The sequence below is a fragment of the Pseudomonas sp. AN-B15 genome, from assembly GCF_019056475.1.
GTDB classification, from domain to species: Bacteria; Pseudomonadota; Gammaproteobacteria; order Pseudomonadales; family Pseudomonadaceae; genus Aquipseudomonas; species Aquipseudomonas parakoreensis.
The window spans coordinates 5903874-5930435 of the sequence record NZ_CP049737.1 but is presented as its reverse complement, the minus strand read 5'-3'; the positions used below and the strand labels follow the sequence as shown (position 1 = coordinate 5930435).

The window sequence follows — 26562 nt, the reverse complement described above, 5'->3', positions numbered from 1 at the left end:
GGCACCGCCTTCTACTTGCGCCTGGCCAGACTGGTGCGAATTCTCAGGGTGTCGAAGCTTGGGCGCTTCACAAAAGCCTGGACGCTTCTGTGGCAAGCCATCGCCAAGCGCCGTTACGAGTTGATGCTGAGTGGCATGGCCGCATTGATGCTGCTTCTGGTCTCCAGCACCTTCCTCTACGTGCTTGAAGCTGCTGAGCAACCGGAAGCGTTTGGCAGCATCCCGAGAGCCTTGTGGTGGAGTGTCGCCACGCTGACAACGGTTGGCTACGGAGACGTCACTCCAATAAGCGCTGCCGGCCGCTTTTTCGCCGGTATTACTGCGGTTGCTGGTATTGGGTGGTCGCCATGCCAACCGGCATATTAGCGGCGGCTTTCAGTGACGCGTTTCAGAACCAGGAAAGCAAGGAGGCTTGAAATGGCATTTTGATTTCAGCGCCGGATCAAGACCGCACCCGGACTGCGTTTGAACATCGGACAAAAAGGGGGACTTTATTTATAGAGCAGGCCGGCGGCCTCGGGCCGTTTTCTACCCGTCCAAACAGGCAGCAATGGATCTGTTCCGGCCGTTCACGACAGGCCGCTACCGGCCCAGGCTGTGTGAAAACGCTTTAAGGCGAGTTTGACAGTCAGAATCGCAACGAAAAACGCGTCCGTATGCAAATTTCAGGGCTGCTGACCAACCACGCGCGGGCAGATTTTACGTAGCAACGCAGACCTCAAAAAGGAGCCAGCGTTTTTACACAGCCTGGGCCATAAGGGGACATTCATCGTCTCTGTGCTAGACAAGATGATTTACGTCAGCAGTGCGTCGTGTTTAGTTCTCCTAGTGGACTGTTTGGTTAGTTCAATAACTTATTCTTGATTGCGGTGAGCTTTGCGCGATTAACAGAGCTGATGATGGATTCAGCCGTTTTGTTCCAGCGAAATGGCTTGTCGAATGCTCATTATGGGCCTCGATAAAACGGCGAATGGCCGCTTTCAGATCAGCCACGCTGCTGAACGCATCGCGATACAGCGCCCGCCTTTCCAATTGAGCAAACCACCCCTCTACGGCGTTCAGCCATGAGGCGCTGGTCGGCGTGAAGTGGAGCTTGAAGCGGGGATGCTTCTCCAGCCACGCCCTGACGGCGGCCGTCTTGTGAGTCGAGCTGTTGTCCAGAATCAAATGCAGATCCAGCTCGGCAGGCGTCGCGCGGTCGATCTGCCGAAGGAACTCAAGGAACTCTTTGGCCCTGTGTCGTTGGGTGATGCGACCAATGACCTGGCCCGTCAGGATGTCGAAAGCGGCATACAAACTGGCCGTACCGTGACGCTTGTAGTCATGCGTCCTGCGCTCGATCTGACCCGGCTTGAGAGGCAGCATGGGCTGGGTGCGATCCAGCGCTTGGATCTGGGTTTTCTCGTCAACTGACAGCACCAGTGCATTGCCAGGCGGGTTCAGGTACAGCCCAACCACATCGACCACTTTGTCAGCAAAGTGTGGGTCGTTGCTGATCTTGAAGGTTTTCAGCCGGTGAGGCTTGAGATCGGCGGCGGCCCATACCTGGGCGACTTGCCAGACGGTAACGCCCACGTATTTGGCCATCAGCCGCAAGCTCCAGTGAGTCGCCTCACGCGGTACACGCTGGGTCGTCAGGGTCAGGATTTCCTTAATCTTCGCCTCGTCGAGCTTGCGTGGATGTCCGCTGCGCGGGAGGTCGCTCAGCCCATCGAGGCCAGCTTCCTGATAACGCTTGCGCCATTTGAATACGACTGGCGCCGAAATTTCCAACCGATCGCTGACCTGCTTGGGCGTGAGGCCGCTAGCCAACAGCAACAGAATCCGGGCGCGTTGACCAAGGCTCTGAGGCAGAGATCCCATGCACAACCAGCTTTGCAGCGTCTCAACATCAGTGGGTTTTAAACAAAAAGAAGCCGCTGGTCGAGCCATGTTACTCACGCCGAAAAAGGAGGGGTGCACAGTATATTTGTTACTCCTTTATAGATAAACGAACTTTACGGACAGTCCACTAGTCTCGATTTCACAAAAGTCCGGACACCTCTGTTCATGTTCTGGGTATTTTGCGTAGCAGTAGGCGAATTCTGGGCAAACTGGTTTCAACGTAATTAAGGGCAGGGATGTGCCACAGCTGCGTTGTTCTCAAGAATGACGCTAAGTCTGGATTCGAGTTTTTCCGGTGACAGCTCTATGCCAGTCTTGTTGACTCTTGAAAGATGGCAGGGCTGGTCGAGCAGCTCTTTCAGCTGCGCCAGATCGGTTGCAATCCGGGTGATCAGGGCTTCAGTGCTCGCTCTTGTGGTGCGGCTCCGTTTAAATTTCATTCTAAATCTAGTCGTTTAGCTGTTGACAAGTTTACTTTTTCAGTGCCCTTGTGATACCATTGTTATATCTCGTCTTGGCAACAAAAGTTGCTTCGACTCCAGAGCAATATGCTGCGTCATATGCGGCTCTTGGGGAGGCGGGTTGTTGATGCTGATCGTGCTGGCAATATTAATGTGGTACCTGCAAGCACTCATCGACACACCAAAAGCAACTCAACAACCTGGACAAGAAGGAGAAGGGCGTATGAAGAAAGTGGTTATTAAAACATTTGTAAATTTCATGGCAAATGCAACAACAGCCTTCTGCGTCAACAACCTGCCTACCTTGACCATTCGAGTATCTCGGTCTTAATCGAGAATACTCATCGCGATTCAACGTGTTGCTTGTCCAGCACACCAATTAAAAAGCCCAGCACTAGCTGGGTTTTTCTTTTCCGATGATCCATGCGATTGCAACGAAGAGAAGACTTTCAGCTGCGGCAAGGCTGATGGCTTCATCTCAACAGTCGAGCTTGGCCACAAGGCGCATCAGCCAGGCTGGGCTGGGCCGCTTGCTGCGGCGTGGCGGATTTCTTCGTCAGTGGCGGAGACTGGCGGGGTTCCGAGCTGCAGAGCCACGTTTGCCATGCAAACACAGAGACCGCCGGCGACCAGCAAGATGAGGAACAAGGCTCCAACTGGTCTGGGCCCGGCAAAGAACTACGTCACGAGCGTGCCAATGACCAGAAGGTAAGCCATGGCTGCATTGAAACGGCGAATGAAGATCTGGTGAGCGATCCAGGCATCCATGGCATATCCCTCGAACAGATTGGTTGTTACTGGCTGCGATAGCACTGCTTGAGATACTCGGCTGTTGCTGCAGGGCCGCCGTGGCGCTCCGTGAAAGCATCCGGCGACGCGGTCTAGTGGCAGTTGGTAAGACGGTACTGGCAGCGTATTTCTACCATGCCGTTGTCCTGGCGGGCAGTAATGAAATTCGCGCCATTCTCAAACTCAATTCGCATGGTGCGTCCTCGGCATCCGTAAAGACCTCATCGTTTCACGGAGTGCTGGTAACGCAATCCTATGAGAACTCAGCTCTTAGATTTCAGCCCAGGTAAGAGGGATGCCTAAGTACGGGCCGTTGTCCTCCTCTTCGTCATCATCTCGTTTTGGGCCATGGTCCTTGAGCTCATACCTGAAATTATTCGGATTGAGTTGGTTCGCGTGGTTATCCGCAGTAGCCTTGAAGGCCGGGTTGTTGGGGTTGAGCGTATTGCTGCGATCATCGTTGGCCGTATTTGAGCCCGGAATGGTCAGATGCTCATTGGGGTAGTGAGCCGCAGACGCAAGACCCGCGACCACGCGTTTTTGATACGGGTGAAAATCACGTGCTGGTTCGTAAATCATGAACAAGTAGTTCCAATGATCGTACTTATCTCCGATGTCGAGCCTGACATTGGCCTGGACGGCTGTTGCGAACGGATCCAGTTGGCATAGGCAAGGGTTACCAAGTGATGCATGTTCACACGGCAGACGAAAGAAGTAGGGGGTTACGCCTCCGAGGGCTTCACATAGCTCATTTACGCTATGGACCTGCTTTGAGGATCGATCCTTAAAACTGACCCATGTGAGCCTTTGACGGTGATGAGGTGGCAGAAGATTTCTGTAGTGTTCAGATTGCTTGTGAAGCTCTTTAAGCTGGTGCCAGTTTGAGTAGCCAGCTTTATGGGCGACAAGGTCTAGGGCCTGAGCGAGGCTGATGTCTGAACTTCTTACAAGGGATTTCGCTTCGCGATTGAGTTTCTCAACAGCGGTAGCAGTAATCAGGGGGAGGGTCATGCGTGTGCTCCAAAAGTTAGAGCGGATTTATCCAGTGCCCACTGCTGAATTCCGCAAACTCAAGGAATCAACGCATAAGGTGAAACTTCATCGTCCCGGCGAACCAGGTGAGCCATAGGTGGGCAGCACGCGTCGATGAACGCGTGTCACAGATACTACCGCTGATATTCATCGTGGCGCCAGCCTTTTGAGGCCTGGGAGGTCATTCCGCCGGTGGGCGCCGGAAAGGGCCTAGCTGGCTCCCGAGCCACTGTCTGTATCAGTCTTTGGGAATCGAGAAAGGGCCAGCCAGGTGCCGACACCCACTGCGAACAGGTCGGGCAGGGCGTATCGTGGGCTCCCAGTTGCTAGGGCAATGACGCCGCCAATAACCGCGCCAATGATTACCGCATTCCTGGATTTGCCTATAACGCCACCAAGAACGGGGGCAAGGCCATGGGCTGCTGCTACGAGTAAAACAAATGCGCTCAAGGTAGGTGCCCTCTGAATATCACTTTGAGTGGTGTTTTCGTCTTATCAGTCCGAAGCGGACAAGGATAGTCTAGGTAATTAAAAAGGCCGGCGCACATCTGTGGGCCAGTCTTGATTATCGTGGCGACGCCCCCTCGATTTGAGTAGCGCCAAGTTTTAGATTCCAACGCAAGCCGTCAATTTTAGGACGGATAAGATTTGTCCGCCTTTGGCCGATTGTTGCCCGTCACGACCGGCAGCGATCGGTCGGCCACTGCCGGTCGTAATAGGCAGTGATTTTTTGATGTGGCAAACACCGGCCCCTGTAAAAATCCCAAGAAACTGAGTTATTCAAGCTTCGAACTGAGAAACGGCTGATACCTATACTTAGCCTCAAGCCCGTCCTGAATCCGCCCCTGAAGCAGTACCTAACTTATGCTTGGGTAGTGCCAGAGACGGTGTATCGCGGCTCTCCGAACTTCTTCGCTTTGAGAAGCATCCCGTGAAAGCTCCTCCAGAAACTCCGCGCCTGCACAATTGCACGCGAACGCTCGTGGGGCATCGTCATCTGGCGAACTCTTCGCAGCTCATTAAAACATGCTGGTCACTATAGCTGGATCTGCTGTCTTCCGGCTTCCTGCACCCAGGAGGATGTAAACACTATTTTTGGTTTCAAAAAGACAATTACTCTTTTGATCGACCAAGAGCGTGCTCCTGACCCAATCACCTGGTGAAAAGCGACGTGCACTATCGGTAACTACAGTGTGGGCATAGAGAAGGACTGGCTGAAAACCTTGCTCTGTAACCAACGCTTTCTTGTCATCTGAAATATCGAGATCGACGAGAATCCACTGCCTTACTGAGCAGTATGGTTTTCCTTGGCACAGCTCCTGAGCAAGCACGATGCCAGCAGCCTCGTCGTCACAGGCGCTATGTATTGCTTCGCCTTCTTTTGATAGAAAATCACTGATCTTTTCAATGCTTATGTTTGCCATTTACGGCCTCCCCTGTAGCCACAATTACCGTTGCCTGCGATTTGATCCCCATGCTTACCTCCGATTATTTGCCTAGCCAATGACGCGGACGATCGCGCGCAATTCACACGCTGCCACAACTCTGGCTAAGGCCTCACAGCATCAAAAACAAGCCAACAACTGCTGCCTATAATGCTGAGAAAAGTTCACCTGATAGCTTGGCTCAGCTGCAAAGCCCCCAAGAGAAATATTGTTCGTAGCTTCTGCCCCGTCAGCCAGCTCAAACCCTCCACCAATACCATCATCCAGGCCTTCAACGCTGCCAACAACTCCAATCAAACCGGGCTTTGAACCCGGGGTAAGGCCTGGCATCTGCACCTCGTTCAGCACCGCAAGGTCATCAGGCAGGTCATCCGCTATTCGCTCCGCAAAGCTCTGCAGCGTCGTTTCCGCCAGCATAAATAGCCAAGCCTGGTCATCGGATTCACCTGTGCGCCGAAGTATCCGCCCCAGTACTTGCCGGTAATGCAGTTCGGTTCGGGTGCGACTGAGGTAGCAGCACACTTGCAGGCGTGGAATGTCGGTGCCTTCGCTGATCATTCCGACGGCGACAATCCAGCGGCAAGCACCCTGCCTGAACGCATTGATCACCTGTTGCGCATCAGGGGTTTTGTTGGTCACGAAGCGGCAACCCTCACCCCTAGCATCCAGGGCCTGGACAATTTGCTGGGCGTGCTCAATATCAGTGGCAACGACCAAGCCGGCTGCATCCGGCTTGATCTGGCGAAGATCATTGAGCTTGCTGCAGCCAAGATCGAGTAGCTGATAGATCACATCGTCATGGCGCAGCAATTCTTCGTAGGTGACAGGTGATTCCCCTAAGAGCTTGGGAATGCTGGGAAACAGCTTCACAGAGCTATCAGCGCCCAGTTCTTCCGTGAGTTTCACCTTCTGATTGTCGAGCAGGACAATGCGAGGGGATCGGCACACGCCGTCTGCAATGGCCTCTTCCAGGCCATAACGATAGTCGCAGATCAAGTGCCCCTCCGGCGAGGAGTAGCGAGCCAGGGCAATGGCCCGATCGTCCGAACGCCAGGGTGTGCCAGACAGGGCCAGCGTGAAGGCAGCGCGATCCTGTATCCGGTGCAGTATCTGCTGGCCCCAGGCGTTGCTGAGCAGCGGATCATGGCCAGCGCAATGGTGGATCTCATCAAAGACCACCAGCACACGGTAGTTATCAAGAAGCTGCCAGAACCCCTCATCCCGGTATTCCATGGCTTGGTAGGTGAATGCCGCACCCACGGCACCTATCTGGCCGTCGAGACGCCTGCCAAGCACCGCAGCAAAGGTCGAACGGAAGCCCTCAACGACCTGGCAGGATGGCGCGAAGCACATCACTAGGTCGATCCTGTTTTGCTCAAGCAGCCGGCTGGCCAGTTCTGCAGCCATGCGCGTCTTGCCAGCCCCCGGTGTTGCCTGGCAGAAGAAATGCGGCGTGACATTAAAGTGCTCCAGTGCCCTGGTGATACATCTGCATTGCCAGTCCCGTAGCAATCGGGTCATAAGGGGGCAGCAAGCGTCTTGAGGGTCTTTTCGATGGCACGAAGATGCCCGAGCAGGCGAGAACTGCGATCTCTGGCCTCCAGGTACTCGCCTTCAACCTTGTCCCGCAAATGGGGCATATCCTCCAGAAGCAGCTTGAATCGCTCCGCCTCGCCCATTGAAGACAGGAAATCCAAGCGAATTTCTTTGTGAAGCGCTTCCAAGTGCTGATCCGTATGGTCTGAAGAGTTAAGCGGTAAAGCCTCATTTTCTGGCACTGCAAGTATCTGCTCGGGCTCACAGGCAGTCTTGAGGCTGTTCTCAAACCCGTTGTCGATCAGCTCCAGTTGCAAATGCGCCGGAATCGGCTGCAGGTGGTAGATCTGCCCTCGAACACGGAGATCTTTATCGAGTACGACCCACCCCATGCGCAGTAATCGACGGATCTGCTCATACACATAGCGGCGTACATCGGCGATACGGAAATTCATGCCGTCCAGGCGATTGGCATAGGCATCGCGTAGTTCACGGGTCGTGAACGTTGTGCGCCCTTCCTCCTGAAGCAGCTCATACAGACGCCTATCGAAGATAAACGAGGCCGATTTCATTGAGGCACCAGAAGAGTTAATGCGAAAGAAATACGGATTATAATCCGTGGCTCGTGTGTCCGCAAACGCACGATAGTGCCGCCTCAGTGGAATTGAGACGGTCATGGATAAGTTGGCGAAAGCGTTAGGGGAACGCATCCGAATGCAGAGGAAAGCCTGTCGGATTTCCCAGGATGCACTGGCGCTGGCGTGCAATATCGACCGCAGCTATGTGGGGCGGATCGAGCGTGGCGAAGTAAACATCACCGTCGAGAAGCTATACCGCATCGCAGGGGAGCTCGCCTGCGACCCTTCAAGCCTTCTGCCTCAGCTGTCAGAAATCTAACCCGACTGAGCAATACCGGCCTCAAGAAGGTCTGACCCTAGCGCCGTTTTTCACATTTCCCCAAGCCTCTCGCCGCCATCAGCATCCTAAAAACTGCTAACACAAACGCCCGACTTTTGGTCTCGTTATCCAATTCAGGTAGACCTAGCGGCTCAACAAACTCACCTTGGTTAGGTCTCGTCAGTGAGTTGCGATATGTGGCCCCTGTATTAGTCGCTTCAATGTCCGCTTCTGGCCCAGGCTGTGTAAAAACGTGCACTGAGATCGACGCGACCAAAAAGCGACCTCCTGTAGTCGCGGGGGGGGGGCACAACCTGCAATGACTATCGAAGAGAAGTGGGGGCAGGTGGGGTCAGTTGCTTCTGCGATTTGGCTTGTTGAGAATCCACCAGGCAATGGGGCTAGTTGTGAAGGAGCCCCTCTCAGTTATTTCCCGTTTTTTCAACAATTGCCCGATGTCGCAACGGGTATGCTAATTTTTATCTCCCCTCGGACTAGCTAACAGAGGCTTTTATTCCTGGTCACCTCATAAGCTCGTATGAGGTGACCAGGAGCGAAACAGCCGGGGGCGCTGCTTTGCCGGCTGAATCGATGCTGAGCGTACCTAGCCAGATTCTAAGTTAGACAGGATTATGTCGACACTGTTGACATGCTCACCTAACACTGAGCTCGTCGAGAAACAGCACGCCGTGGTGGGCGAGGGTGATTTCGCCGGGTTGTGGTTTCGAGTTGCCACCGACCAGCGCCGGCCCCGATGCAGAATGGTGCGGTTGACGGAATGGACGCTGCGGCCAATGAGTCAGCGGCACGCCGCTGGCGACCGATTGAATCGCCGCCACTTCCAGCGCTTCGCACTCGGACAGGGGCGGCAGCAGGCCTGGCAGGCGACTCGCCAATAACGTTTTGCCAGTGCCCGGCGGCCCGCTGAACAACAGGTTGTGCGCGCCTGCCGCGGCAATCAGCAGCGCCCGTTTGGCGGCCATCTGCCCTTGCACTTCGTTGAGGTCGGGATAAGGTTTCGCCGCGTGGATCAGCCCGTCCGAGACATAAGGCTCGACCGGAGTATGTCCGTTGAAATGCGCCACGGCTTCCAGCAGATGATCCACCGCAAACACTTTCAGGCCAGAAGCCAGACAGGCCTCCTCGGCATTCGCCCGCGGCACCACCAGGGCCCGCCCGGCCTTGCGCGCCGCCAGCGCCGCTGGCAACACCCCGCGCACCGGCCGCACCGCGCCGGACAGCGCCAGTTCACCGAGGCATTCCACCTCATCCAGCGTGAGACACGGCACCTGCACACTTGCCGACAGAATCCCCAAGGCAATCGCCAGATCGAACCGCCCGCCGTCCTTGGGCAAATCCGCCGGCGCCAGATTCAGGGTGATCCGCCGCGCCGGAAACTGCAGCCCGGAATTGATGATCGCGCTGCGCACCCGATCCTTGCTCTCCTTCACCGCCGCCTCGGGCAGGCCGACCATGGTCAGCGACGGCAGGCCGTTGGCCAGATGAACTTCGACGGTAACGGCGGGTGCATCCACGCCTATCTGGGCGCGACTGTGGACGATGGACAGGGACATGGTCGTTCCTTGAGCTGAATCGGGGGCCGCTTCCTGCGGGTTTTTGAAGGGTAGTCGGGGAAAGGGGAGCTGGCGCGCGCGAACTTTCACTGGATGTTGCGGGAGGAGGTCAACCAATTTCGAGGCGAAAAAAAACCGCCTTGAGTAGACGGTTTTCAGTTTGCAGGCTTCGGTGAGGCCAAGGCCTGCGTATCCTTTGCGGACACACTCGTGTATGTGCAGGTTATGCACGTTTTCACGTTGACGCAAGCACCGACATCATTTGTCCAAAGTCAATATCACCTTGAAATGATTGACTCATTAAGGTGTGAAACATTGCTTAATCACTTGATACAACTTGTTTAAGTCCCCTTCGAACTACCGGCATAACATCCCCGGCGACGATGCCCACTCCTCGAGTTTTCGTGAAGTGTGGTCGGGAGCTAAAGATTTCATGTTCCTCGACACGGTATGAGACCCGTGCCGGTGCTGTTTTTGGGGAACCCACACCCGGCCGCCTTGGCGGACACACTCGTGTGTAGTCCCGAAGATGTTCGTACGCCGGAAAGTGCATCGGAGGTTTGGCCCCACGCAAGGAGGGCCAAAGTATGTCCAAGTTTCTTAAACATAGGTGGCGCCTCGTCAGAATCGCGTTATGGGCTTTTCGCCTGTACGAGTTTCTGCGAGACCGTTGGAATAATTCGTTGTAGAGGATTGATCTGACGGAAACCGCTCCTGCCTCGGCGGGGGCGGTTTGATGTCTATTCGCAAACTTGAAGGCGTCTCGGCCCGGCGGCTGCAGTCTTACTCGGCCGGCGGCGTCAGCCTGGCTTCCAGTTCTGCGACTTTGGCTTCAAGGCTTTCAAGGCGGGCGCGAGTTCGAGCCAGGACGACCATCTGGCTATCGAATTCTTCACGGCTCACCAGATCCAGTTTGCTGAAAGCACTTTGCAGCAGCATCTTGAACTGGCTTTCGATTTCGGCTTTTGGCAGCGGGGTGTCGCCGCTGAACAGGCGGGAGGCAGTGCCGCTCAGGGCGTCGAGGAAGTCTTTGGGCGCGAGCATGGGATGTGTCCTGTAAACAGTGGTGCGCAGTGTATCACGCAGTGTCTATAGTCATTGACGCAGGCACGGATGCACGCTTTTCGCGCAAGCGGACGGACGGCAACGCACCGTTGTTGTGCGTAACCGTCGGGCGTTTTTCGTGCAAACGCCTGTGGCAGCGGCCAAAGGATTGAAATCAGAGGAATTTGGAGAGATGGCAAGCTTTCTGCTTAGTCGGTAGTGACCCATGCACTGATGCAGTCGCTGTGACGAATGCAGTGCGGCAGGCGGAGCGGGGAGTTTCGCCGGCAGCGGTTAGCTGGCGTCAGTCGGGCAGGCAAGGCCGACGATGCGTTACAAAGCCAGGCACTGCGCTTAGACTTGAGTCGGGTTTGTTTTCCTGGGGCAAGTCCACCAATTCGGGAGAGAGTTTCATGAAGCTAGTCACTGCCATCATCAAGCCGTTCAAGTTGGACGACGTGCGCGAGTCGCTGTCCGAAATCGGCGTGCAGGGCATTACCGTTACTGAAGTCAAAGGCTTCGGCCGGCAGAAGGGTCACACCGAGCTGTATCGCGGCGCGGAATATGTGGTCGATTTTCTGCCCAAGGTGAAAATCGACGTGGCCATCGACGACAAGGATCTGGATCGGGTTATCGAGGCGATAACCAAAGCGGCCAACACCGGCAAGATCGGTGACGGCAAGATCTTCGTGGTCAATCTGGAACAGGCGATTCGCATCCGTACCGGCGAAACCGATACCGACGCGATCTAAGCGCCGCCACAAACCCAACGCCCCAGGAGAAAACAATATGACTCTGCGTAAATTCGCAGGGCTAGGAGCCCTGTTGTCCATCGTAATGCCCGGCCTTGCAATGGCGGCAGACGAAGTGGCGGCCCCGGTCCTCAATTCCGGCGATACCGCCTGGATGCTCACCTCGACAGCCCTCGTGCTGTTCATGACCATCCCGGGCCTGGCGCTGTTCTACGGCGGCATGGTCCGCTCGAAAAACATTCTTTCCGTGATGATGCAATGCTTCGCCATTACCGGTCTGATCAGCATCCTGTGGGTCATTTATGGCTACAGCATTGCGTTCGACACCACCGGCATGGAGCAGGGCGTCGTCAACTTCAACTCGTTCTTCGGCGGCATGGGCAAGGCGTTCCTCGCCGGTGTCACGCCTTCGAGCCTGACCGGCCCGGCGGCGCTGTTCCCTGAGGCGGTGTTCATCACCTTCCAGATGACCTTCGCGATCATTACCCCGGCGCTGATCGTCGGTGCGTTCGCCGAGCGGATGAAGTTTTCCGCGATGCTGATCTTCATGGGCATCTGGTTCACCCTGGTCTATGCACCGATCGCGCACATGGTCTGGTCCGGTAACGGCGGCCTGATGTGGGACTGGGGTGTACTCGACTTCGCGGGTGGCACGGTGGTGCACATCAACGCCGGTGTGGCCGGTCTGATCGCCTGCCTGGTCTTGGGCAAGCGTAAAGGCTTCCCGACTACCCCGATGGCGCCGCACAACCTCGGTTACACCCTGATGGGCGCGGCGATGCTGTGGGTCGGCTGGTTCGGTTTCAACGCCGGTTCCGCTGCAGCGGCCAACGGCACTGCCGGCATGGCGATGCTGGTTACTCAGATTGCAACCGCTGCGGCTGCGCTGGGCTGGATGTTTGCCGAGTGGATCACCCACGGCAAGCCAAGTGCGCTGGGCATCGCCTCGGGTGTGGTTGCCGGTCTGGTGGCAATCACCCCGGCTGCTGGCACCGTGGGCCCGATGGGCGCACTGGTGATCGGTCTGGCGGCGGGTGTGGTGTGCTTCTTCTGCGCCACCACCCTGAAACGCAAGCTTGGTTATGACGACTCCCTGGACGCATTCGGCGTGCACGGTATCGGCGGTATCCTCGGTGCGATCCTGACCGGTGTATTCGCTGCACCGTCGCTGGGCGGCTTCGGCACCGTGACCGACATCGCGGCGCAAGTGTGGATTCAGTGCAAAGGCGTCGGCTTCACAGTGATCTACACCGCGATTGTCACCTTCATCATCCTCAAGGTGCTGGACGCCGTGATGGGTCTGCGTGTGACCGAGGAAGAAGAATCGGTTGGCCTGGACCTGGCACAACACAACGAACGCGGCTACAACCTGTAAGTACGCGCATCGAAAAAACTTGCCCGGCTTGCCGGGCATTTTTTTGTCCGGGATTTGTCATTGAGAGAGCAACTGAAAGGATTTTTCGTACGGCTTTCGTCGTGTTTACGATGGGCATTTTTCTGCGGCCAATGGCTTACATCATTGCAGGAATATTAGGGCCTTTGTTTTTTCCCAGAGCGCGCTAGAATGCGCCCCGAACGTGCGGAGAACTGTATGTGGCAACAGACTCTGATAACCCTGCGGGCACGGCCCCGGGGCTTTCATCTGGTAACGGACGAGTTACTCGCCGGCCTGCCTGAACTCAAGGCGTGCCGGGTCGGTCTGTTGCATTTGTGGCTGCAGCATACCTCGGCGTCGTTGACCATCAACGAGAACGCCGATCCGGCGGTCCGTCGCGACTTCGAACGATTTTTCAATCGTCTGATCCCACAAGGAACAGACGGCTATGAGCATAACGACGAAGGCCTGGACGACCTCCCGGCGCACTTCAAGGCCAGCGTGCTTGGCTGCCAGATCAGTCTGCCGGTATCGGCGGGACGTCTGGCTCTGGGAACCTGGCAAGGCGTTTATCTGGGCGAGCACCGTGATCATGGCGGTGCCCGTAAAGTCCTCGCCACCTTGCACGGTGAAGGGGCGTAAACCGCTGGTCACCAGCGGTTACCGATTTTTTTCCGGCGACTTTCGACAGTCGCCAAAGCTGGTCTATAACTAATCTGCTTTTCGCAAGTCATGAGGTAGAACATGAGCGACGATGATCTGGAAAACGACGACCTCGAAGTAGGCGACGAAGACGAGGCCGAGGACGGTCTGGAAGCAGCAGCGGAAGACGTTGCTGAAGACGATGGCGGTGACGATACGCCGGCCCCGGCTGCCAAAGGCAAAGCCAAGGCTGCGGTGTCGGTCGACGAGTTGCCGAGCATCGAAGCCAAGAACAAGGAGCGCGACGCCTTGGCCAAGGCCATGGAAGAATTCCTTGCGCGCGGCGGCAAGGTGCAGGAAGTGGAGGCCAACGTGGTCGCCGATCCGCCCAAGAAGCCGGACAACAAGTACGGCAGCCGCCCTATCTGAGGCGTGCCACTTGCTTGCTGAAAAAGCCCGCCGTCGCTGCGGGCTTTTTCATGCCTGGAACAAATACTCCAGACGCGCCGCGATCCCTTGCAGGGTGAGCCTTGTGGTGAGGGGATTTATCCCCGATGGGTCGCGAAGCGGCCCATGATGCAGCACGCCCCACAGTCCTGACACACCGCGCAAGATGACTTCACGGCTGCTGCGCAACCGATCGGGGATAAATCCCCTCACCACAAAAAAGCGGTTGTGGGTCAGCAGACGGTGGCATTCCAACGTGCGAGAACTGCTGGCAAATCAGTCAGGCTACGAATCTCGGCATCCGGCAGCCGCTCCGCTTCCCAGACCTTGCCCGCCGGGTTGAACCAGATCGCGCGCATGCCCGCCTGCTGCGCCCCGGCAATGTCGTCGCCCGGATGATCGCCAATGTGCACGGCTGCTTCCGCACTCACGCCACCGCGCTGCAACGCCTCGTGGAACAGCCGCGCATCCGGCTTGGCGATACCGATGTCTTCGGCGCACAACGCAAACTTGAAGTAATCGGCGAGCCCGAGGCGGCGTACGTCGGCATTGCCATTAGTGACCACGCCGAGAGCGTAGTGGTTGGCGAGGATTTCCAGGGTGGGTTCGACCTCGGGAAATACCGAGATCTGGTGCCGTGCCTGCAGGAACACTTCAAAACTTTTGTCGGCCAGATCCGAAGCCTCGCCGTGGGCGTACCCGGCGTCTTCCAGTGCGTGGAACAGCACCCGCCGGCGCAGCGCGCTGATGCGGTGCTTGAGGCCCGGTTCGCGGTTCAGCACCCGTTCGCGAATCGCCCACAGATGCTCCACCGGCACCGCGCCCAGGTTCGGTGCGTGTTCGCTCAGCCATTCGCGCAATACCGCTTCGGCGCTGACGATCACCGGCGCGGTGTCCCACAGAGTGTCGTCGAGGTCGAAGGTGATCAACTGGATGTTCATGAATCGTCGCCTTTGCTGCGTTTGGCCCGGGGGTGGGCGCTGTCGTAGACCGCCGCCAGGTGCTGGAAGTCCAGGTGGGTGTAGATCTGCGTGGTCTTGATGTCCGAGTGGCCGAGCAGTTCCTGCACCGCGCGCAGGTCCTGCGAGGATTCCAGCAAGTGGCTGGCGAAGGAGTGCCGCAGCATGTGCGGGTGCAGGTTCTGCCCCAGTTCACGTTCGCCGGCCAGTTTCACTCGCACCTGAATCGCCCGAGGGCCGAGGCGCCGGCCTTGCTGGCTGACGAACACGGCGTCGTCGGCCGGGTTGGTCATGGCCCGCAGCGGCAGCCATTGCTCCAGTGCTTCGCGAGCCTTTTTGCCGACCGGCAGCAGGCGGGTCTTGCTGCCCTTGCCGAGCACCTGAACCATGCCGTCGGCCAGATCCAGCTGATCGAGGTTGAGCCCGGTCAGTTCGGACAGGCGCAGGCCCGAGGAGTAGAACAGTTCGAGAATCGCTTGATCGCGACGGGCGAGAAAATCGTCCTCGACCGCACCTTCCAGCAGTTGCAGCGCACGGTCGGTGTCGAGGGTTTTCGGCAAGCGCCGTTCGCCTTTCGGCGGCGCCAGGCCGGTGGCCGGGTCGTGTTCGCACAGACCTTCGCGATTGAGGTAGTGATAGAGCCCGCGCACTGCCGAAAGCAATCGGGCAAGACTGCGTGACGATTGTCCCTGAGCATGCAGCCGGGCAATCAGGCTGCGCAGACGCTGAATATCCAGCGCCGCCCAACTGCCGATGTTCTGCTTGATGCACCAGCCGAGGACTTTATCGAGGTCGCGGCGGTAGGCCGACAGGGTGTGCGGCGACACCTGTCGCTCACTGCGCAGGTGTTCGCAGTAAGCGTCCAGTTGTCGTTCCATGTTCAGCGTACCGAGCGCAGGGAGCTGTTGACCCGTGGCAGCACGCGGCCCATGACTTCGGCGATGTAGCTGAGAAACAGCGTGCCGACCGAACTCTTGTAGTGCTGCGGATCGCGGCTGGCGATGGCCAGAATACCGTGGATGCCTTGGTGGCTGACGGCGACCACGGCGGTGGAGCCGATCTGCTTGCGCTGTTCTTCGCCGAACAGGAAGTCCAACTCATGCTCACGCAGGCTACCGCTGACGCTTTTGCCTTCGGTGAGCAGGCCGCCGATGGCGGTTTGCGCGTCGGCGTGGGTCACCCAGCGGCCAACCGAGGCCGGATTGTCGCCGAGCAGGATCAGGCTGACAAAAGGCACCTGGAAATCCTGACGCAGACTGTCTTCGACACTGATCACCACGTCTTCGAGGCTGGCGGCGTCCATCAGCGACAGAATCAGGCGACGGGTCTTGTCGAACAGCCGGTCATTGTCGCGGGCGACGTCCATCAAATGCGAGAGGCGATGACGCATCTCGATGTTGCGGTCGCGCAAAATGCTCATCTGCCGTTCGACCAGCGATACGGTGTCACCGCGCTGGTGGGGAATGCGCAGGGCGGGCAGCAGTTCTTCGTGCTCGACGAAGAAGTCCGGATGAGCCTCCAGGTATGCGGCAACCGCTGCCGCCTCCAGGCTCTCGGACGCTGATTCGTCGGACTGTCGGGCGGGTACCTGAGGCTTATCGGTCATGGCTTCTGCTCACTCAAAGACGCACTTGTCCTTCGTATACACGCACTGCCGGGCCGGTCATCAGCACCGGATGGCCGGGGCCTGCCCATTCAATGGACAGACGCCCGCCGGGCAGGTCGATCAACAGCGGCGAATCCATCCACCCCTGGCTGATAGCCGCGACAGCCGCGGCACAAGCGCCGGTACCGCAGGCCTGGGTCTCCCCGGCGCCGCGTTCCCAGACGCGCAATTGCGCGCGGTGGCGGTCGATGACCTGGATGAAACCGACGTTGACCCGTGCCGGAAAGCGCGGATGGTGTTCGATTTTCGGTCCCAGTTCATGCACCGGTGCGGTATTGATGTCCTGCACGCGCAGCACCGCATGGGGGTTACCCATCGACACGGCGGCCAGTTCGACCGTGGTGCCGTCGACTTCCAGCTGATAGCTGGACGCCTGCGCCGGTGCGTCGAACGGAATGTCCGCCGGCACCAGGCGTGGTGCGCCCATGTTCACGCCGATCTGGCCGTCGTTACGCACATCCAGCTCGATGATGCCGCCCTTGGTCTCGACGCGAATTTGCCGTTTGGCGGTCAGGCGTTTGTCGAGCACGAAGCGCGCGAAGCAGCGCGCACCGTTGCCGCACTGTTCCACTTCCGAGCCATCGGAGTTGAAGATCCGATAACGGAAATCCACGTCCGGGTTGCTCGGCGCTTCGACAATCAGCAACTGGTCGAAACCGATACCGGTGTGCCGGTCGCCCCATTGCTTGGCGTGCTTGGGCTGAATATGCGCGTGCTGGCTGACCAGGTCGAGAACCATGAAGTCATTGCCCAGGCCGTGCATTTTGGTAAAACGCAGCAGCATGGGTTACTCCGGCAGCAGGCTTTCGCCGGCAAACAGCTCAGCCACGGTTTCGCGGCGGCGCACTTCCAAAACCTGATCACCGTCTACCAGCACTTCAGCGGCACGGCCGCGGGTGTTGTAGTTGGAACTCATCACGAAGCCATAGGCACCGGCCGAATGCACGGCCAGCAGGTCGCCTTCTTCCAGCGCCAGCTCACGATCCTTGGCGAGGAAATCGCCGGTTTCGCAGATCGGGCCGACGATGTCGTATTTGCGCGCAGCGGAGTCACGCGGTTTGACGGCGGTGACGTCCATCCAGGCCTGATACAGCGCCGGGCGGATCAGATCGTTCATCGCCGCGTCGACGATGGCGAAATCCTTGTGTTCGGTGTGCTTGAGGTATTCGACCTGGGTCAGCAGCACGCCGGCGTTGGCGACGATGAAGCGGCCCGGCTCGAACACCAATGCCAGATCACGACCATTCAAACGCTCGCGCACAGCCTTGATGTAGTCGCCGGCCAGTGGCGGCTCTTCATCGCGATAACGCACGCCCAGGCCGCCACCGAGATCGATGTGGCGCAGGTGGATGCCGCAATCGCCGAGGCGATCGACCAGATCGAGCAGACGGTCGAGGGCATCGAGGAACGGTGGCAGGCTGGTCAGTTGCGAGCCGATGTGGCAGTCGACACCGATCACTTCCAGGTTCGGCAGGTGCGCCGCACGCACGTACACGTCTTCGGCGTCGGCAATGGCGATGCCGAACTTGTTCTCTTTGAGACCAGTGGAAATGTACGGGTGGGTGCCGGCATCGACGTCCGGGTTGACGCGCAACGAGATCGGCGCGCGAACGCCCAGTTCGGCAGCCACCACTTGCAGGCGCTCCAGCTCGTCGGTGGATTCGACGTTGAAGCAGTGCACGCCGACTTCCAGGGCGCGACGCATGTCGTCACGGGTCTTGCCGACGCCGGAGAAGACGATCTTGTCGGCACTGCCGCCAGCGGCCAGCACACGCTCCAGTTCGCCACGGGAAACGATGTCGAAACCGGCGCCGAGACGGGCCAGGACATTCAGCACGCCGAGGTTGGAGTTGGCCTTGACCGCGTAGCAGACCAGGTGCGGCATGCCGGCCAGCGCATCGGCGTAGGCCAGATACTGGGCTTCGATGTGCGCACGCGAGTAGACATAGGTGGGCGTGCCGAAGCGGTCGGCGATGGCGGACAGCGCCACACCTTCCGCGAACAGCTCCCCGCCACGGTAGTTAAAAGCGTCCATGGCGATCCCTTATTGGTAAACGTCGTGCTTGTGTGCTTTGGACGGCTGCTTTTGCGAAGACTGGGCTTGCTCGGCCGGGTCCTGATCGTCATCCGGCAGGTACAGCGGGCCTTTTTGACCACAGGCCGAAACGAGGCAGGCAACCGCGACGAGCGCAGCAAGGGAAGAGATCAGGCGCTTCATGGCGAAATCCTTGAAAATGCGTTAATTGCGCCGGAGTATACCGGCCACCCGGCAGCTTGCCTATGCGAGGGGGTTCCCGTCCGGCGGGGCTCTCTGGATACTGGCAATTCCTGCGGGAGCGCTGGATGGGAAATGGTGCTTGGTCGTTAATCTTTGCAATCGGCCGGCAGCGTCCGTATCTTGCGGCGCTTGAGCCTGACCCGACATTTTTTGAGGTTGCCACAATGAGTTTGTCCGAAGCGCGTTTCCACGATCTGGTCGATGCCACCCAGCAGGCGTTGGAAGAGTTGCTGGAGGATCATGCCGACGATATCGAGATCACGGCCGGCATGATGACCATCAAGTTCGATAACGGCAGCCAGTTGATCATCAGTCGCCAGGAGCCGCTGCGTCAGCTGTGGCTGGCGGCGCGTTCCGGTGGATTCCATTTCGACTACGACGAAGAGTCGGGCAAATGGAGCTGCGAGAAGTCTGAAGAACTGCTCGGTGAAGTACTGGCTCGTTGCGTTCAGGACCAGACCGGCCTCGAGCTGGACTTCGAAGAGATCTGATCGTGACCGAGGTTGCCCCACGCCCACCCAAGCCGCTCTACAGCAACGTCAGCCCGGCGGTGCCGTCACCGTGCAGCGGCGTGTGCCGGCTGGATGAGCAGAAGGTTTGCCTTGGCTGCTTCCGCCATGTCGAAGACATTCGTGAATGGCGTTCGGCGGACGATCAACGCCGCCGGGTGATTGTTGCCCAGGCCGCCAGGCGCAGAACCACCTCCCTGTAGGAGCTGCCGCAGGCTGCGATCTTTTGATCTTGCTCCTTTAAAAGCAAAGATCGCAGCCTGCGGCAGCTCCTACAGGGTTAGCGGGGTGCCGGGTGGGTGGCTTGTATATTTTTTGAGCTGTGATAGTGTCCGAACACGCCTCAACCCATCGAGGCCTGGTGAAAACCCCGTCTTTTTTGGCGGGGTTTTGCTTTTTTTGTGTGCAGAAGAAAGGAGTCTGCCCGGATCATGACCGCACCTTCCATCACCCTTACCCGTCTGGACGTACAACGTCTGGAGCGCCTGATCGACAACCTGAACGAGAAAGACCAGGCTGCGCCGGGCGTGATCGCGCTGCAAACCGAACTGGACCGCGCCGATACACTGGTCGGCCACGATGAAGTGCCCGCTGATGTCGTGACGATGAATTCACGCGTGCACTGCCGCGAAGAAGGCAGCGGCAAGGATTATCACCTGACGCTGGTCTATCCCAAGGATGCCAATGCTGACGAAGGCAAGATCTCGATCCTCGCACCGGTCGGCAGCGCGCTGCTGGGCCTGAAGGTCGGTCAGCACATCGACTGGCCCGCGCCGGGTGGCAAGACCCTGAAACTGACTTTGCTGGAAGTCGAGTCGCAACCGGCCAACGGCGGTGATTTCCGCGAGTGACCCCGCCTCAGATCTGTTCGAGCGCCTCGTTCAGGGCGCGCTCCAGGTCGGCCTTGTAGCGCAAATACAGATTGCTTGAACTCTGCCCGTCACCAAGCAGGCCCGAGAGGTCCAGGTCGGTGATGTAGCAGCGATAGCGCTCGGTTTCGCGGCGCTGTTCGACGATCTCCCGGGCGACCACGCTAAACAGCTGGTCGCCATGTTCGAGCTCGCTGAATTCTCGTTGATTGCAATACAGGGTGACCTGCACTTCGCCCGGTGCGGCTTTGCCAATGATTGCCTGCACATCGTAGAACGGTTTGTTCACCGGGGTTTGCGGCGCCGGCCGTGCTTCGACCCGGCGCGCGCGCCCCGGGCCTGAAGGCAATAACTGGTAATACAAGGTTTCGAGGCTGATCGCCCGGCTGCCGTCCATCGGCAACAGTGCTTCTCGCCGGTACTGGATCGATTGCAGGAATCGCTGCAGCGGCACCAGCAGGCTCTGTTCGTCGTGGTACGGCAGATGCTGTTGCCACAGCGCGTTGAACTCATCCAGCACGTACAACTCGGCCTGTTGTTCGGTAATCCGGTAGAACACCTGAATCGCCTCCGGCTGGCCCATGGGCAGAATCAGCGCGAGGTCATGATCCTCCAGCGCCATCGGATCCAGGTGCAGCGGGCTATAGCGCGGCTGTTCTTCACCCAGATAATCGAGCAGCGCCGGCAGGGTGGCGAGCGCGACATGATTGACCTGGCCCGGCACCAGTTCCAGCACGTGATAGTGCTGTTGCACCTGAATCAGGTAGCGGTGGTTGAGCTCGCTGAGCAGCAGAGTCTGCGCAGTATCGATGACTTCTTCGACGCGCCGGGCAATGAACTGTGCGCGGTTGTGGCAGAAGCAGCGCACTTTCAATGACGGCTGCTGCGGGCCGCGCGGCAGGTTGTTGAGGTAGTCGCGCAGGCAGTCGAGAAATGCGTGGGGACCGTCGAAGCGGTTGACCAGCACTTCGTTCCAGCTGTTGAGCGTGACCTGATCGAGGGTCAATACAAGGTTTTCGCGCACCCCGGCGTAACTCAACGAATCGGTGCGCTCGGTGGTCATCAGGATGTTCAGGTCGCGATGATGCTTGAGCGGGTCGACACCGACGTTGACCAGTATCAGCACCTCGCTCGGCACCGCGGCGCGCAGCAGCGGCTCTTCTGCAACGGTTGGCAGGGGCAGGGCGATGCACTGCTGCAGGCTGCCGAGCAGGTTGAACAACTCGAACTCGCTCATGTCGCTGGTGCCGGGATGAAGGGCCAGGCGCGTGCTGCTGTCGATCACGCCGTTGCGATGGCACCAGGTCAGCAGCTCGAGCAACTCGCGGCTGCGCTTGATCGGCGCAAAGTGCTCCCATTCCAGGGCGTTCAGGCTGCCGTTGTACAAGCCCCACTGGGTTTGCCCGGGCTCTTTCTTGTTCGGCGACTGCACCAGGGTCAAGGTGTCTTCGGCGAGGTCCGGGGCGATGCCGGGATTGATGAATTCGACCTTGTCGGCCTTGCGCTCGAACGCGGCGTACAGGCGACGGCCAAGCACGTTCAGGTCGCGCTTGTTGATCAGGCTGACGGTCTGTTCGCTGCGGGCAAACTGGGTCAGGAAGCGGTAGCTGTAATTCAGCTCATTGACCAGGGCGCGGCGTTCAGCGCTGACCTGGCGGACTTTCCACTGGCTGCGGCTGTCGAGCAAGGCCAGTTGGCGCTGATCCCAATGCCATTCGTGCGCCAGGCGCTCCAGCAGCGAGCGCTGCCAGCTCTGGGTGCGGCTGCTGCCAGTGAGCTTGCGGTTGACCTTGAGGTACAACGCGCGTCGTACCAGCTCCAGCCGCTCCGGCTCGTTGCGGGCGGTCAGGTACTCTTCGATGCGTCGGTACACGACCATGTACGGATCCAGCTCATCCAGATCCAGTTGATTGGCAAACACGGCCTGCTTGTAACGCAGGCTCAAGCACTGCACTTTCGGGTGTTCGCTGGCGTAGACCTCGGTCAGCAACAATTTGAGTACCGATTTGTAGGGCGACTCAATGCCCTTGAACAGTTGCCACAGGCCGGCGCCGATGAACTCGCCCGGCGGAATCGTCGCCAAATGCCCGAGATCCAGCGTCTCGTCGGCGCGGATGAAGCGCTTGGACAGCAAAGTGTGGGTGTACAAGTCGTACGCACTTTCTTCGTAGACCGGCACCAGCCACCAGATCGGCGTGCGTCCGCCCAGCCAGATCGCGGTGCGATAAAACTCGTCCAGCAGCAGATAGTGCTGAGTGCTGCCGCAATTTTCGGAGCTGAGCTGGCTGTCGCGTTCGCCTGTGACGAAACGCACCGGGTCGATCAGAAAGAAGTGCGCCTCGGCGCCCTGGGTCGCGGCCCAGGCTTCGAGCAGCTGGCATTTTTTGCGCAGCTCGGCGATCTCGCTTTCGCCCAGATCCGGCGCATGGCAGACCCACACGTCCATGTCGCTCTGATCGGCCTGGGCCAGGGTGCCGAGGCTGCCCATCAGGAACAGCCCGTGAATCGGCCGTGGCGGGTTGCTGCCGTGGCGTGGTTTGTAGGAGAACGAGCGAGTCAGGCGTTGTGCTTCGGCGAGGGCGATGGCGTCCGGTTCATAGTTGGACAGCCCGGCTGGCGTGCTGCCGGAAACATAGCCCGGCAGCAGCGGATGATTGACGTGGAAGAACAGCGGCAGCAGGGTCAGCACGCCTTGCTGGCGGGTCGACAGCCCTTCGAGTGCCCGGCCAAGGCGACCTTCATTGAGCTTGAGAAAACGCGCGCGCAGCTGGCTGAGTACCTTGCGGTCGATGCCTTCGTCCAGATCGGGGCGGATTTCATGGGTGCGCGTCATGTCAGCTCAAACCGGCTCGTGGGCTCGGACGAAGAGGGTCTCGGAATGGGAGGCAGTTTAGCCTTTGCACGGCGGGACTTTTAAGCTGAATTTGTTTTTTGACGTCAGATTTTTAGCGCGAGGGCCGGGCAGGCCCGCGGAAATCCCGTGGCAGGAGTTCCCGTGGGCAAAAGAAGGGGGGATCAGGCGGTTTCCTGCTCTCTCAGAATGGTCAGCACGGTTTGCACATTTTGCGCGGCATCGCGACCCAGGCTGGTCAGATACCCGCCATCGGGCTGGTCGGTGAGTTCTTTTTCGAAGAGGCGTTTGGCGGCGGCAATGTGTTTCGGGGCAGCGGTCTGATGAATTTTCAAACCTTCCTGGGAACTGTCCAGGTTGAAGAGTGCGAGGACTTCCAGTTCGGCAACCAACTCAGGGGTAAGCGACATAAGGACTCCAGACTTTCTAGGAATTGGACGACAGCGTCCCTAAGGTGAACCCGCTTTTGCGGCATGTCCAGTGCTCAGATCAGGGATTTTGTCTTGAGGCGGATTCCAGTGTAGTCGGGGCCGGAGAGATGGCTGGATGGATGGGTGACAAATTGTGTGGGAGTGAGCCTGCTCGCGAAAGCGGTGTGTCATATAGCGTTGTTTTTGCTGATACACGGCATTCGCGAGCAGGCTCGCTCCCACAAGGGGATATGTTTTGCTTACTGCTTTTCCGCTGGCAGCTCGGGCAGCGCACGCAGTGCGGTTTCATACCACTCGGTATCGAACGCGCGGTCTTCGTCGAGCATCGCGTCAATCTCATAGGCCAGCACGTGCGCCATCAGATTGAGGATCTCTTCGCGCTCGACACCCACCAGGGTCAACTTGTTGAAGGTCGCCTTGGCGGCTGGCGGGTTGTCGCTTTCGATCTGGTTCTCGATGGCTTCGATCAACGTCGCCTCGGTGAACTCTTCTTCGTCGTTGTCGATGTCTGTCGGCTCGCTCATGGCAGGCTCCTCAAGGAAAGGCGCCAGTTTACCCGCATTCAGCGGCGTGATGCTGCTGGCAGGATCGTGACGGGCGATCTATAAACAGTGCCTGCCCACCCCGCACGGCCTGGAGGCTATGTGATGTTCAAGCTCTATGGATTCGCTGTCAGCAACTACTACAACATGGTCAAACTGGCACTGCTGGAAAAAGGCCTGGCGTTCGAAGAAGTCACCTTCTACCCGACGCAGACCCCGGAGTCGCTGGCGATCAGCCCGCGCGGCAAAGTGCCGGTACTCGGTGTCGATGCCGGATTTATTAACGAAACCGCGATCATCCTCGAATACCTTGAGCAGACCCAGAAAGGTACGCCGCTGCTGCCGAGCGATCCATTCGAGCGAGCGCAGGTGTTGGCGATTGCCAAGGAAATCGAGCTGTACATCGAGCTGCCGGGTCGCGCCTGTTATGGCGAGGCGTTCTTCGGCGCGACGGTGCCGGACGCGATCAAGGAGAAAACCAAAGCCGAGCTGTTGCTGGGTTTTGCGGCACTGGGCCGACACGGCAAGTTCGCGCCGTACGTGGCGGGCGACAGCCTGAGCATTGCGGATCTGTACTTTCTGTACAGCGTGCCGCTGGCCTGTGCGGTCGGGCAAAAACTGTTCGGGATCGATTGGCTGGCGGAGATGCCGAAAGCCAAGGCGCTGCTGGAGCAGCTTGAGCAGAATCCGCATGTGCAGAAGATTGCTGCGGACAAAGAGGCGGCGATGCCGGCGTTTTTGGCGATGATCGCTGCCAAGAAGTGATATTGCGGCGTTTGTAAATAGGTAATCGCTGGCAAGCCAGCTCCCACAGGTCTTTGGGTCGAACACAAAATCGTGTTCCAACAGAGAACCCTGTGGGAGCGGGCTTGCCCGCGATGCTTTTAGCGGCTTGCGATCAACGTCTGACCGCGAACCACCGCTGCCTTGACCTGCGCCGGCGCAGTCCCGCCGATGTGGTCACGGGCATTCACCGAGCCTTCCAGCGTCAGTACGGCAAACACGTCCTGCTCGATCTGGTCGCTGAACTGGCGCAGTTCCTCCAGGCTCATCTCGGCCAGATCCTTGCCGGTATCCACACCGTATTTCACCGCGTGACCGACGATTTCGTGGCAATCACGGAACGGCAGGCCACGGCGTACCAGGTAGTCCGCCAGGTCGGTGGCGGTGGAGAAACCGCGCAGGGCCGCTTCACGCATGATCGCGTGTTTCGGCTTGATCGCCGGGATCATGTCGGCAAAGGCGCGCAGCGAATCGCGCAGGGTGTCGGCGGCGTCGAACAGCGGTTCCTTGTCTTCCTGATTGTCCTTGTTGTAGGCCAATGGCTGGCCTTTCATCAGGGTCAGCAGGCCCATCAGCGCGCCGAATACCCGGCCGGTCTTGCCGCGTACCAGCTCCGGCACGTCCGGGTTTTTCTTTTGCGGCATGATCGAGCTGCCGGTGCAGAAACGATCCGGCAGATCGATGAACTGGAATTGCGCGCTGGTCCACAGCACCAGCTCTTCGGAGAAGCGCGACAGGTGCATCATCGCGATGCTCGCGGCCGAGCAGAATTCGATGGCGAAGTCGCGATCGGAAACGTTGTCCAGCGAGTTACCGCCGACGGCATCGAAACCCAGCAGTTGCGCGGTGTATTCGCGGTCGATCGGGTAGGTGGTGCCGGCCAGCGCAGCGCTGCCCAGCGGCATGCGGTTGGTGCGCTTGCGGCAGTCGACCAGACGCTCGTAGTCGCGGCTGAGCATTTCGAACCAGGCCAGCATGTGGTGGCCGAAGGTCACCGGTTGTGCGGTCTGCAGGTGAGTGAAGCCGGGCATGATGCTCGCCGCTTCACGGTCGGCCTGCTCCAGCAGGCCTTTTTGCAGGCGAGTGATTTCGGCCAGGATCAGGTCGATTTCGTCACGCAGCCACAGGCGGATGTCGGTGGCGACCTGATCGTTACGGCTGCGCCCGGTGTGCAGTTTCTTGCCGGTGATGCCGATGCGGTCAGTCAGGCGCGCTTCGATGTTCATGTGCACGTCTTCGAGGTCGACGCGCCAGTCGAACTGGCCGGCCTCGATTTCGCCCTGGATGGTCTGCAGGCCATCGATGATGCTGTCGCGCTCGGCATCCGTCAGCACGCCGACCTTGGCCAGCATGGTGGCGTGGGCGATCGAGCCCATGATGTCGTGGCGATACAGGCGCTGGTCGAAAGTGACGGAGGCGGTGAAGCGGGCGACGAAGGCGTCGACGGGTTCACTGAAGCGGCCGCCCCAGGACTGATTGGTCTTGTCAGTGCTCATGAATTCGCTCGTATCGGCTTGGAGAAAGAAGGCGTGAAACGCTGGCGCGGATAATAACAGGGTTGCCAATCCTGTCGCTGACACCGGTCGATACGTTTTTTTCTCATCTGCTCGTTCATAGTCGGCGCTGTCTGCAAGGGATTTGCGCAAGGATATTTTTCGATTGAGCAATATCGGCCCGGCAAGCGTCTACAGTTGGACATAAGGGTCGGCGCGACTGCAGATCGCGCTAAGGTCTGGACGCCGACTATAAGAAGAGGGGGTGGGTGGATTTGTCCTTTGGCATACCCCGTGAAAAAC

The 26562-nt window shown here is 58.6% G+C and carries 27 protein-coding genes and 2 pseudogenes; 11 read left to right on the top strand and 18 right to left on the bottom strand.

What is annotated here, in order from left to right; translation table 11 throughout:
* The first annotated feature begins 33 nt into the window (after positions 1-33).
* Positions 34-366: a potassium channel family protein gene (locus GTQ41_RS28845; RefSeq protein ID WP_367997143.1), complete on the top strand. Its 333-nt coding sequence runs from the start codon at positions 34-36 to the stop codon at positions 364-366.
* Positions 367-841: 475 nt separating this feature from the next.
* Here the strand turns inward: GTQ41_RS28845 and GTQ41_RS26935 are convergent.
* Both GTQ41_RS26935 and GTQ41_RS26930 read right to left on the bottom strand, forming a co-directional pair.
* Positions 842-1932 (bottom strand): annotated as a pseudogene (locus GTQ41_RS26935) (IS630 family transposase).
* Positions 1933-2108: 176 nt separating this feature from the next.
* Positions 2109-2324 carry a hypothetical protein gene (locus tag GTQ41_RS26930; RefSeq protein ID WP_131670707.1) on the bottom strand — a complete coding sequence of 72 codons (216 nt, stop codon included), beginning with the start codon at positions 2322-2324 and terminating at the stop codon, positions 2109-2111.
* Positions 2325-2472: 148 nt separating this feature from the next.
* Here GTQ41_RS26930 and GTQ41_RS26925 point away from each other — a divergent pair, with 148 nt between their 5' ends.
* Positions 2473-2676, top strand: a complete 204-nt coding sequence (locus GTQ41_RS26925) for a hypothetical protein (protein WP_131670706.1) — start codon at positions 2473-2475, stop codon at positions 2674-2676.
* A gap of 728 nt (positions 2677-3404) precedes the next feature.
* Here GTQ41_RS26925 and GTQ41_RS26920 read toward each other — a convergent pair.
* From GTQ41_RS26920 to GTQ41_RS26905, 4 genes are all read right to left on the bottom strand, one after another.
* Positions 3405-4145 carry a hypothetical protein gene (locus GTQ41_RS26920; RefSeq protein ID WP_217325388.1) on the bottom strand — a complete coding sequence of 247 codons (741 nt, stop codon included), beginning with the start codon at positions 4143-4145 and terminating at the stop codon, positions 3405-3407.
* A 1040-nt stretch (positions 4146-5185) separates the two neighbouring features.
* The gene (locus GTQ41_RS26915; RefSeq protein ID WP_131670704.1) at positions 5186-5590 is read right to left on the bottom strand and encodes a hypothetical protein; all 405 of its coding nucleotides are present in this window, start codon (positions 5588-5590) and stop codon (positions 5186-5188) included.
* 141 nt (positions 5591-5731) lie between these two features.
* Entirely contained in the window at positions 5732-7132 is a 1401-nt protein-coding gene (locus GTQ41_RS26910; RefSeq protein ID WP_131670703.1) for a DEAD/DEAH box helicase, read from the bottom strand.
* Complete coding sequence (locus GTQ41_RS26905) at positions 7129-7719, bottom strand: hypothetical protein (protein ID WP_131670702.1); 591 nt, start codon at positions 7717-7719, stop codon at positions 7129-7131. Before GTQ41_RS26905 ends, GTQ41_RS26910 begins: the two co-directional genes overlap by 4 nt.
* A 103-nt stretch (positions 7720-7822) precedes the next feature.
* Between GTQ41_RS26905 and GTQ41_RS26900 the strand changes: the two genes are divergently transcribed.
* On the top strand, positions 7823-8044 hold the full coding sequence (locus tag GTQ41_RS26900; protein ID WP_131670701.1) for a helix-turn-helix domain-containing protein: 222 nt from the start codon (positions 7823-7825) through the stop codon (positions 8042-8044).
* Positions 8045-8651: 607 nt separating this feature from the next.
* On the opposite strand, the pseudogene GTQ41_RS26895 reads toward GTQ41_RS26900, so the two are convergent.
* A pseudogene (locus GTQ41_RS26895) lies at positions 8652-9618 on the bottom strand (YifB family Mg chelatase-like AAA ATPase); the annotation flags it as partial.
* Between the two features lie 783 nt (positions 9619-10401).
* Positions 10402-10662: an accessory factor UbiK family protein gene (locus GTQ41_RS26890; protein WP_041071977.1), complete on the bottom strand. Its 261-nt coding sequence runs from the start codon at positions 10660-10662 to the stop codon at positions 10402-10404.
* Positions 10663-11075: 413 nt separating this feature from the next.
* On the opposite strand from GTQ41_RS26890, the gene glnK reads away from it, so the two are divergent.
* The 4 genes from glnK to sutA all read left to right on the top strand — a co-directional run bounded on the left by glnK (position 11076) and on the right by sutA (position 13860).
* Positions 11076-11414: a P-II family nitrogen regulator gene (gene glnK, locus GTQ41_RS26885; protein WP_002555808.1), complete on the top strand. Its 339-nt coding sequence runs from the start codon at positions 11076-11078 to the stop codon at positions 11412-11414.
* Positions 11415-11451: 37 nt separating this feature from the next.
* Complete coding sequence (locus tag GTQ41_RS26880) at positions 11452-12789, top strand: ammonium transporter (RefSeq protein ID WP_027610437.1); 1338 nt, start codon at positions 11452-11454, stop codon at positions 12787-12789.
* Positions 12790-13005: 216 nt separating this feature from the next.
* Positions 13006-13431 carry a secondary thiamine-phosphate synthase enzyme YjbQ gene (locus GTQ41_RS26875; RefSeq protein WP_003229414.1) on the top strand — a complete coding sequence of 142 codons (426 nt, stop codon included), beginning with the start codon at positions 13006-13008 and terminating at the stop codon, positions 13429-13431.
* 102 nt (positions 13432-13533) lie between these two features.
* Positions 13534-13860: a transcriptional regulator SutA gene (gene sutA / locus GTQ41_RS26870; RefSeq protein WP_007951900.1), complete on the top strand. Its 327-nt coding sequence runs from the start codon at positions 13534-13536 to the stop codon at positions 13858-13860.
* A gap of 251 nt (positions 13861-14111) precedes the next feature.
* On the opposite strand, the gene GTQ41_RS26865 is transcribed toward sutA, so the two are convergent.
* From GTQ41_RS26865 to GTQ41_RS26840, 6 genes are read right to left on the bottom strand one after another with little or no spacing between them, the layout of a single operon-like run.
* Positions 14112-14819 carry an HAD family hydrolase gene (locus GTQ41_RS26865; protein WP_047297262.1) on the bottom strand — a complete coding sequence of 236 codons (708 nt, stop codon included), beginning with the start codon at positions 14817-14819 and terminating at the stop codon, positions 14112-14114.
* On the bottom strand, positions 14816-15715 hold the full coding sequence (gene xerC / locus GTQ41_RS26860; protein ID WP_047297261.1) for a tyrosine recombinase XerC: 900 nt from the start codon (positions 15713-15715) through the stop codon (positions 14816-14818). Before xerC ends, GTQ41_RS26865 begins: the two co-directional genes overlap by 4 nt.
* Before the next feature lie 2 nt (positions 15716-15717).
* Positions 15718-16443: a DUF484 family protein gene (locus GTQ41_RS26855; protein WP_041071987.1), complete on the bottom strand. Its 726-nt coding sequence runs from the start codon at positions 16441-16443 to the stop codon at positions 15718-15720.
* A 13-nt stretch (positions 16444-16456) separates the two neighbouring features.
* Positions 16457-17287, bottom strand: coding sequence for a diaminopimelate epimerase (dapF, locus tag GTQ41_RS26850; protein WP_041071988.1), 831 nt, complete (start codon positions 17285-17287; stop codon positions 16457-16459).
* Positions 17288-17290: 3 nt separating this feature from the next.
* A complete protein-coding gene (lysA, locus tag GTQ41_RS26845; RefSeq protein WP_047297260.1) occupies positions 17291-18538 on the bottom strand; it encodes a diaminopimelate decarboxylase in 1248 nt (415 codons plus the stop codon).
* A 9-nt stretch (positions 18539-18547) separates the two neighbouring features.
* Positions 18548-18721, bottom strand: a complete 174-nt coding sequence (locus tag GTQ41_RS26840; protein ID WP_007911098.1) for a lipoprotein — start codon at positions 18719-18721, stop codon at positions 18548-18550.
* Between the two features lie 224 nt (positions 18722-18945).
* Here GTQ41_RS26840 and cyaY point away from each other — a divergent pair, with 224 nt between their 5' ends.
* The 3 genes from cyaY (at position 18946) to rnk (ending at position 20141) form a co-directional block, all read left to right on the top strand.
* The gene (gene cyaY / locus GTQ41_RS26835; protein WP_041071991.1) at positions 18946-19272 is read left to right on the top strand and encodes an iron donor protein CyaY; all 327 of its coding nucleotides are present in this window, start codon (positions 18946-18948) and stop codon (positions 19270-19272) included.
* A gap of 2 nt (positions 19273-19274) precedes the next feature.
* Entirely contained in the window at positions 19275-19493 is a 219-nt protein-coding gene (locus tag GTQ41_RS26830; RefSeq protein ID WP_047297259.1) for a DUF1289 domain-containing protein, read from the top strand.
* 228 nt (positions 19494-19721) lie between these two features.
* Positions 19722-20141 carry a nucleoside diphosphate kinase regulator gene (gene rnk, locus GTQ41_RS26825; protein WP_041071993.1) on the top strand — a complete coding sequence of 140 codons (420 nt, stop codon included), beginning with the start codon at positions 19722-19724 and terminating at the stop codon, positions 20139-20141.
* Between the two features lie 7 nt (positions 20142-20148).
* On the opposite strand, the gene GTQ41_RS26820 is transcribed toward rnk, so the two are convergent.
* From GTQ41_RS26820 to GTQ41_RS26810, 3 genes are all read right to left on the bottom strand, one after another.
* The gene (locus GTQ41_RS26820) at positions 20149-22992 is read right to left on the bottom strand and encodes a class I adenylate cyclase (RefSeq protein ID WP_047297258.1); all 2844 of its coding nucleotides are present in this window, start codon (positions 22990-22992) and stop codon (positions 20149-20151) included.
* Positions 22993-23174: 182 nt separating this feature from the next.
* Positions 23175-23420: a TIGR02647 family protein gene (locus tag GTQ41_RS26815; protein ID WP_003229392.1), complete on the bottom strand. Its 246-nt coding sequence runs from the start codon at positions 23418-23420 to the stop codon at positions 23175-23177.
* Positions 23421-23680: 260 nt separating this feature from the next.
* Entirely contained in the window at positions 23681-23965 is a 285-nt protein-coding gene (locus tag GTQ41_RS26810; RefSeq protein ID WP_047297257.1) for a hypothetical protein, read from the bottom strand.
* Positions 23966-24088: 123 nt separating this feature from the next.
* Between GTQ41_RS26810 and GTQ41_RS26805 the strand changes: the two genes are divergently transcribed.
* The gene (locus tag GTQ41_RS26805) at positions 24089-24748 is read left to right on the top strand and encodes a glutathione S-transferase family protein (RefSeq protein WP_047297256.1); all 660 of its coding nucleotides are present in this window, start codon (positions 24089-24091) and stop codon (positions 24746-24748) included.
* Between the two features lie 119 nt (positions 24749-24867).
* Here the strand turns inward: GTQ41_RS26805 and argH are convergent, their stop codons facing one another.
* Positions 24868-26262: an argininosuccinate lyase gene (gene argH, locus GTQ41_RS26800; RefSeq protein ID WP_047297255.1), complete on the bottom strand. Its 1395-nt coding sequence runs from the start codon at positions 26260-26262 to the stop codon at positions 24868-24870.
* Positions 26263-26562 lie beyond the last annotated feature (300 nt).

Excerpts from the sequence above, each read along its gene's own strand:
- GTQ41_RS26930 (WP_131670707.1), bottom strand. The coding sequence starts at position 2,324 with ATGAAATTTAAACGGAGCCGCACCACAAGAGCGAGCACTGAAGCCCTG.
- GTQ41_RS26925 (WP_131670706.1), top strand. The coding sequence starts at position 2,473 with ATGCTGATCGTGCTGGCAATATTAATGTGGTACCTGCAAGCACTCATC.
- GTQ41_RS26920 (WP_217325388.1), bottom strand. The coding sequence starts at position 4,145 with ATGACCCTCCCCCTGATTACTGCTACCGCTGTTGAGAAACTCAATCGC.
- GTQ41_RS26915 (WP_131670704.1), bottom strand. The coding sequence starts at position 5,590 with ATGGCAAACATAAGCATTGAAAAGATCAGTGATTTTCTATCAAAAGAA.
- GTQ41_RS26910 (WP_131670703.1), bottom strand. The coding sequence starts at position 7,132 with ATGACCCGATTGCTACGGGACTGGCAATGCAGATGTATCACCAGGGCA.
- GTQ41_RS26905 (WP_131670702.1), bottom strand. The coding sequence starts at position 7,719 with ATGAAATCGGCCTCGTTTATCTTCGATAGGCGTCTGTATGAGCTGCTT.
- GTQ41_RS26900 (WP_131670701.1), top strand. The coding sequence starts at position 7,823 with ATGGATAAGTTGGCGAAAGCGTTAGGGGAACGCATCCGAATGCAGAGG.
- GTQ41_RS26890 (WP_041071977.1), bottom strand. The coding sequence starts at position 10,662 with ATGCTCGCGCCCAAAGACTTCCTCGACGCCCTGAGCGGCACTGCCTCC.
- glnK (WP_002555808.1), top strand. The coding sequence starts at position 11,076 with ATGAAGCTAGTCACTGCCATCATCAAGCCGTTCAAGTTGGACGACGTG.
- GTQ41_RS26880 (WP_027610437.1), top strand. The coding sequence starts at position 11,452 with ATGACTCTGCGTAAATTCGCAGGGCTAGGAGCCCTGTTGTCCATCGTA.
- GTQ41_RS26875 (WP_003229414.1), top strand. The coding sequence starts at position 13,006 with ATGTGGCAACAGACTCTGATAACCCTGCGGGCACGGCCCCGGGGCTTT.
- sutA (WP_007951900.1), top strand. The coding sequence starts at position 13,534 with ATGAGCGACGATGATCTGGAAAACGACGACCTCGAAGTAGGCGACGAA.
- GTQ41_RS26865 (WP_047297262.1), bottom strand. The coding sequence starts at position 14,819 with ATGAACATCCAGTTGATCACCTTCGACCTCGACGACACTCTGTGGGAC.
- xerC (WP_047297261.1), bottom strand. The coding sequence starts at position 15,715 with ATGGAACGACAACTGGACGCTTACTGCGAACACCTGCGCAGTGAGCGA.
- GTQ41_RS26855 (WP_041071987.1), bottom strand. The coding sequence starts at position 16,443 with ATGACCGATAAGCCTCAGGTACCCGCCCGACAGTCCGACGAATCAGCG.
- dapF (WP_041071988.1), bottom strand. The coding sequence starts at position 17,287 with ATGCTGCTGCGTTTTACCAAAATGCACGGCCTGGGCAATGACTTCATG.
- lysA (WP_047297260.1), bottom strand. The coding sequence starts at position 18,538 with ATGGACGCTTTTAACTACCGTGGCGGGGAGCTGTTCGCGGAAGGTGTG.
- GTQ41_RS26840 (WP_007911098.1), bottom strand. The coding sequence starts at position 18,721 with ATGAAGCGCCTGATCTCTTCCCTTGCTGCGCTCGTCGCGGTTGCCTGC.
- cyaY (WP_041071991.1), top strand. The coding sequence starts at position 18,946 with ATGAGTTTGTCCGAAGCGCGTTTCCACGATCTGGTCGATGCCACCCAG.
- rnk (WP_041071993.1), top strand. The coding sequence starts at position 19,722 with ATGACCGCACCTTCCATCACCCTTACCCGTCTGGACGTACAACGTCTG.
- GTQ41_RS26820 (WP_047297258.1), bottom strand. The coding sequence starts at position 22,992 with ATGACGCGCACCCATGAAATCCGCCCCGATCTGGACGAAGGCATCGAC.
- GTQ41_RS26815 (WP_003229392.1), bottom strand. The coding sequence starts at position 23,420 with ATGTCGCTTACCCCTGAGTTGGTTGCCGAACTGGAAGTCCTCGCACTC.
- GTQ41_RS26810 (WP_047297257.1), bottom strand. The coding sequence starts at position 23,965 with ATGAGCGAGCCGACAGACATCGACAACGACGAAGAAGAGTTCACCGAG.
- GTQ41_RS26805 (WP_047297256.1), top strand. The coding sequence starts at position 24,089 with ATGTTCAAGCTCTATGGATTCGCTGTCAGCAACTACTACAACATGGTC.
- argH (WP_047297255.1), bottom strand. The coding sequence starts at position 26,262 with ATGAGCACTGACAAGACCAATCAGTCCTGGGGCGGCCGCTTCAGTGAA.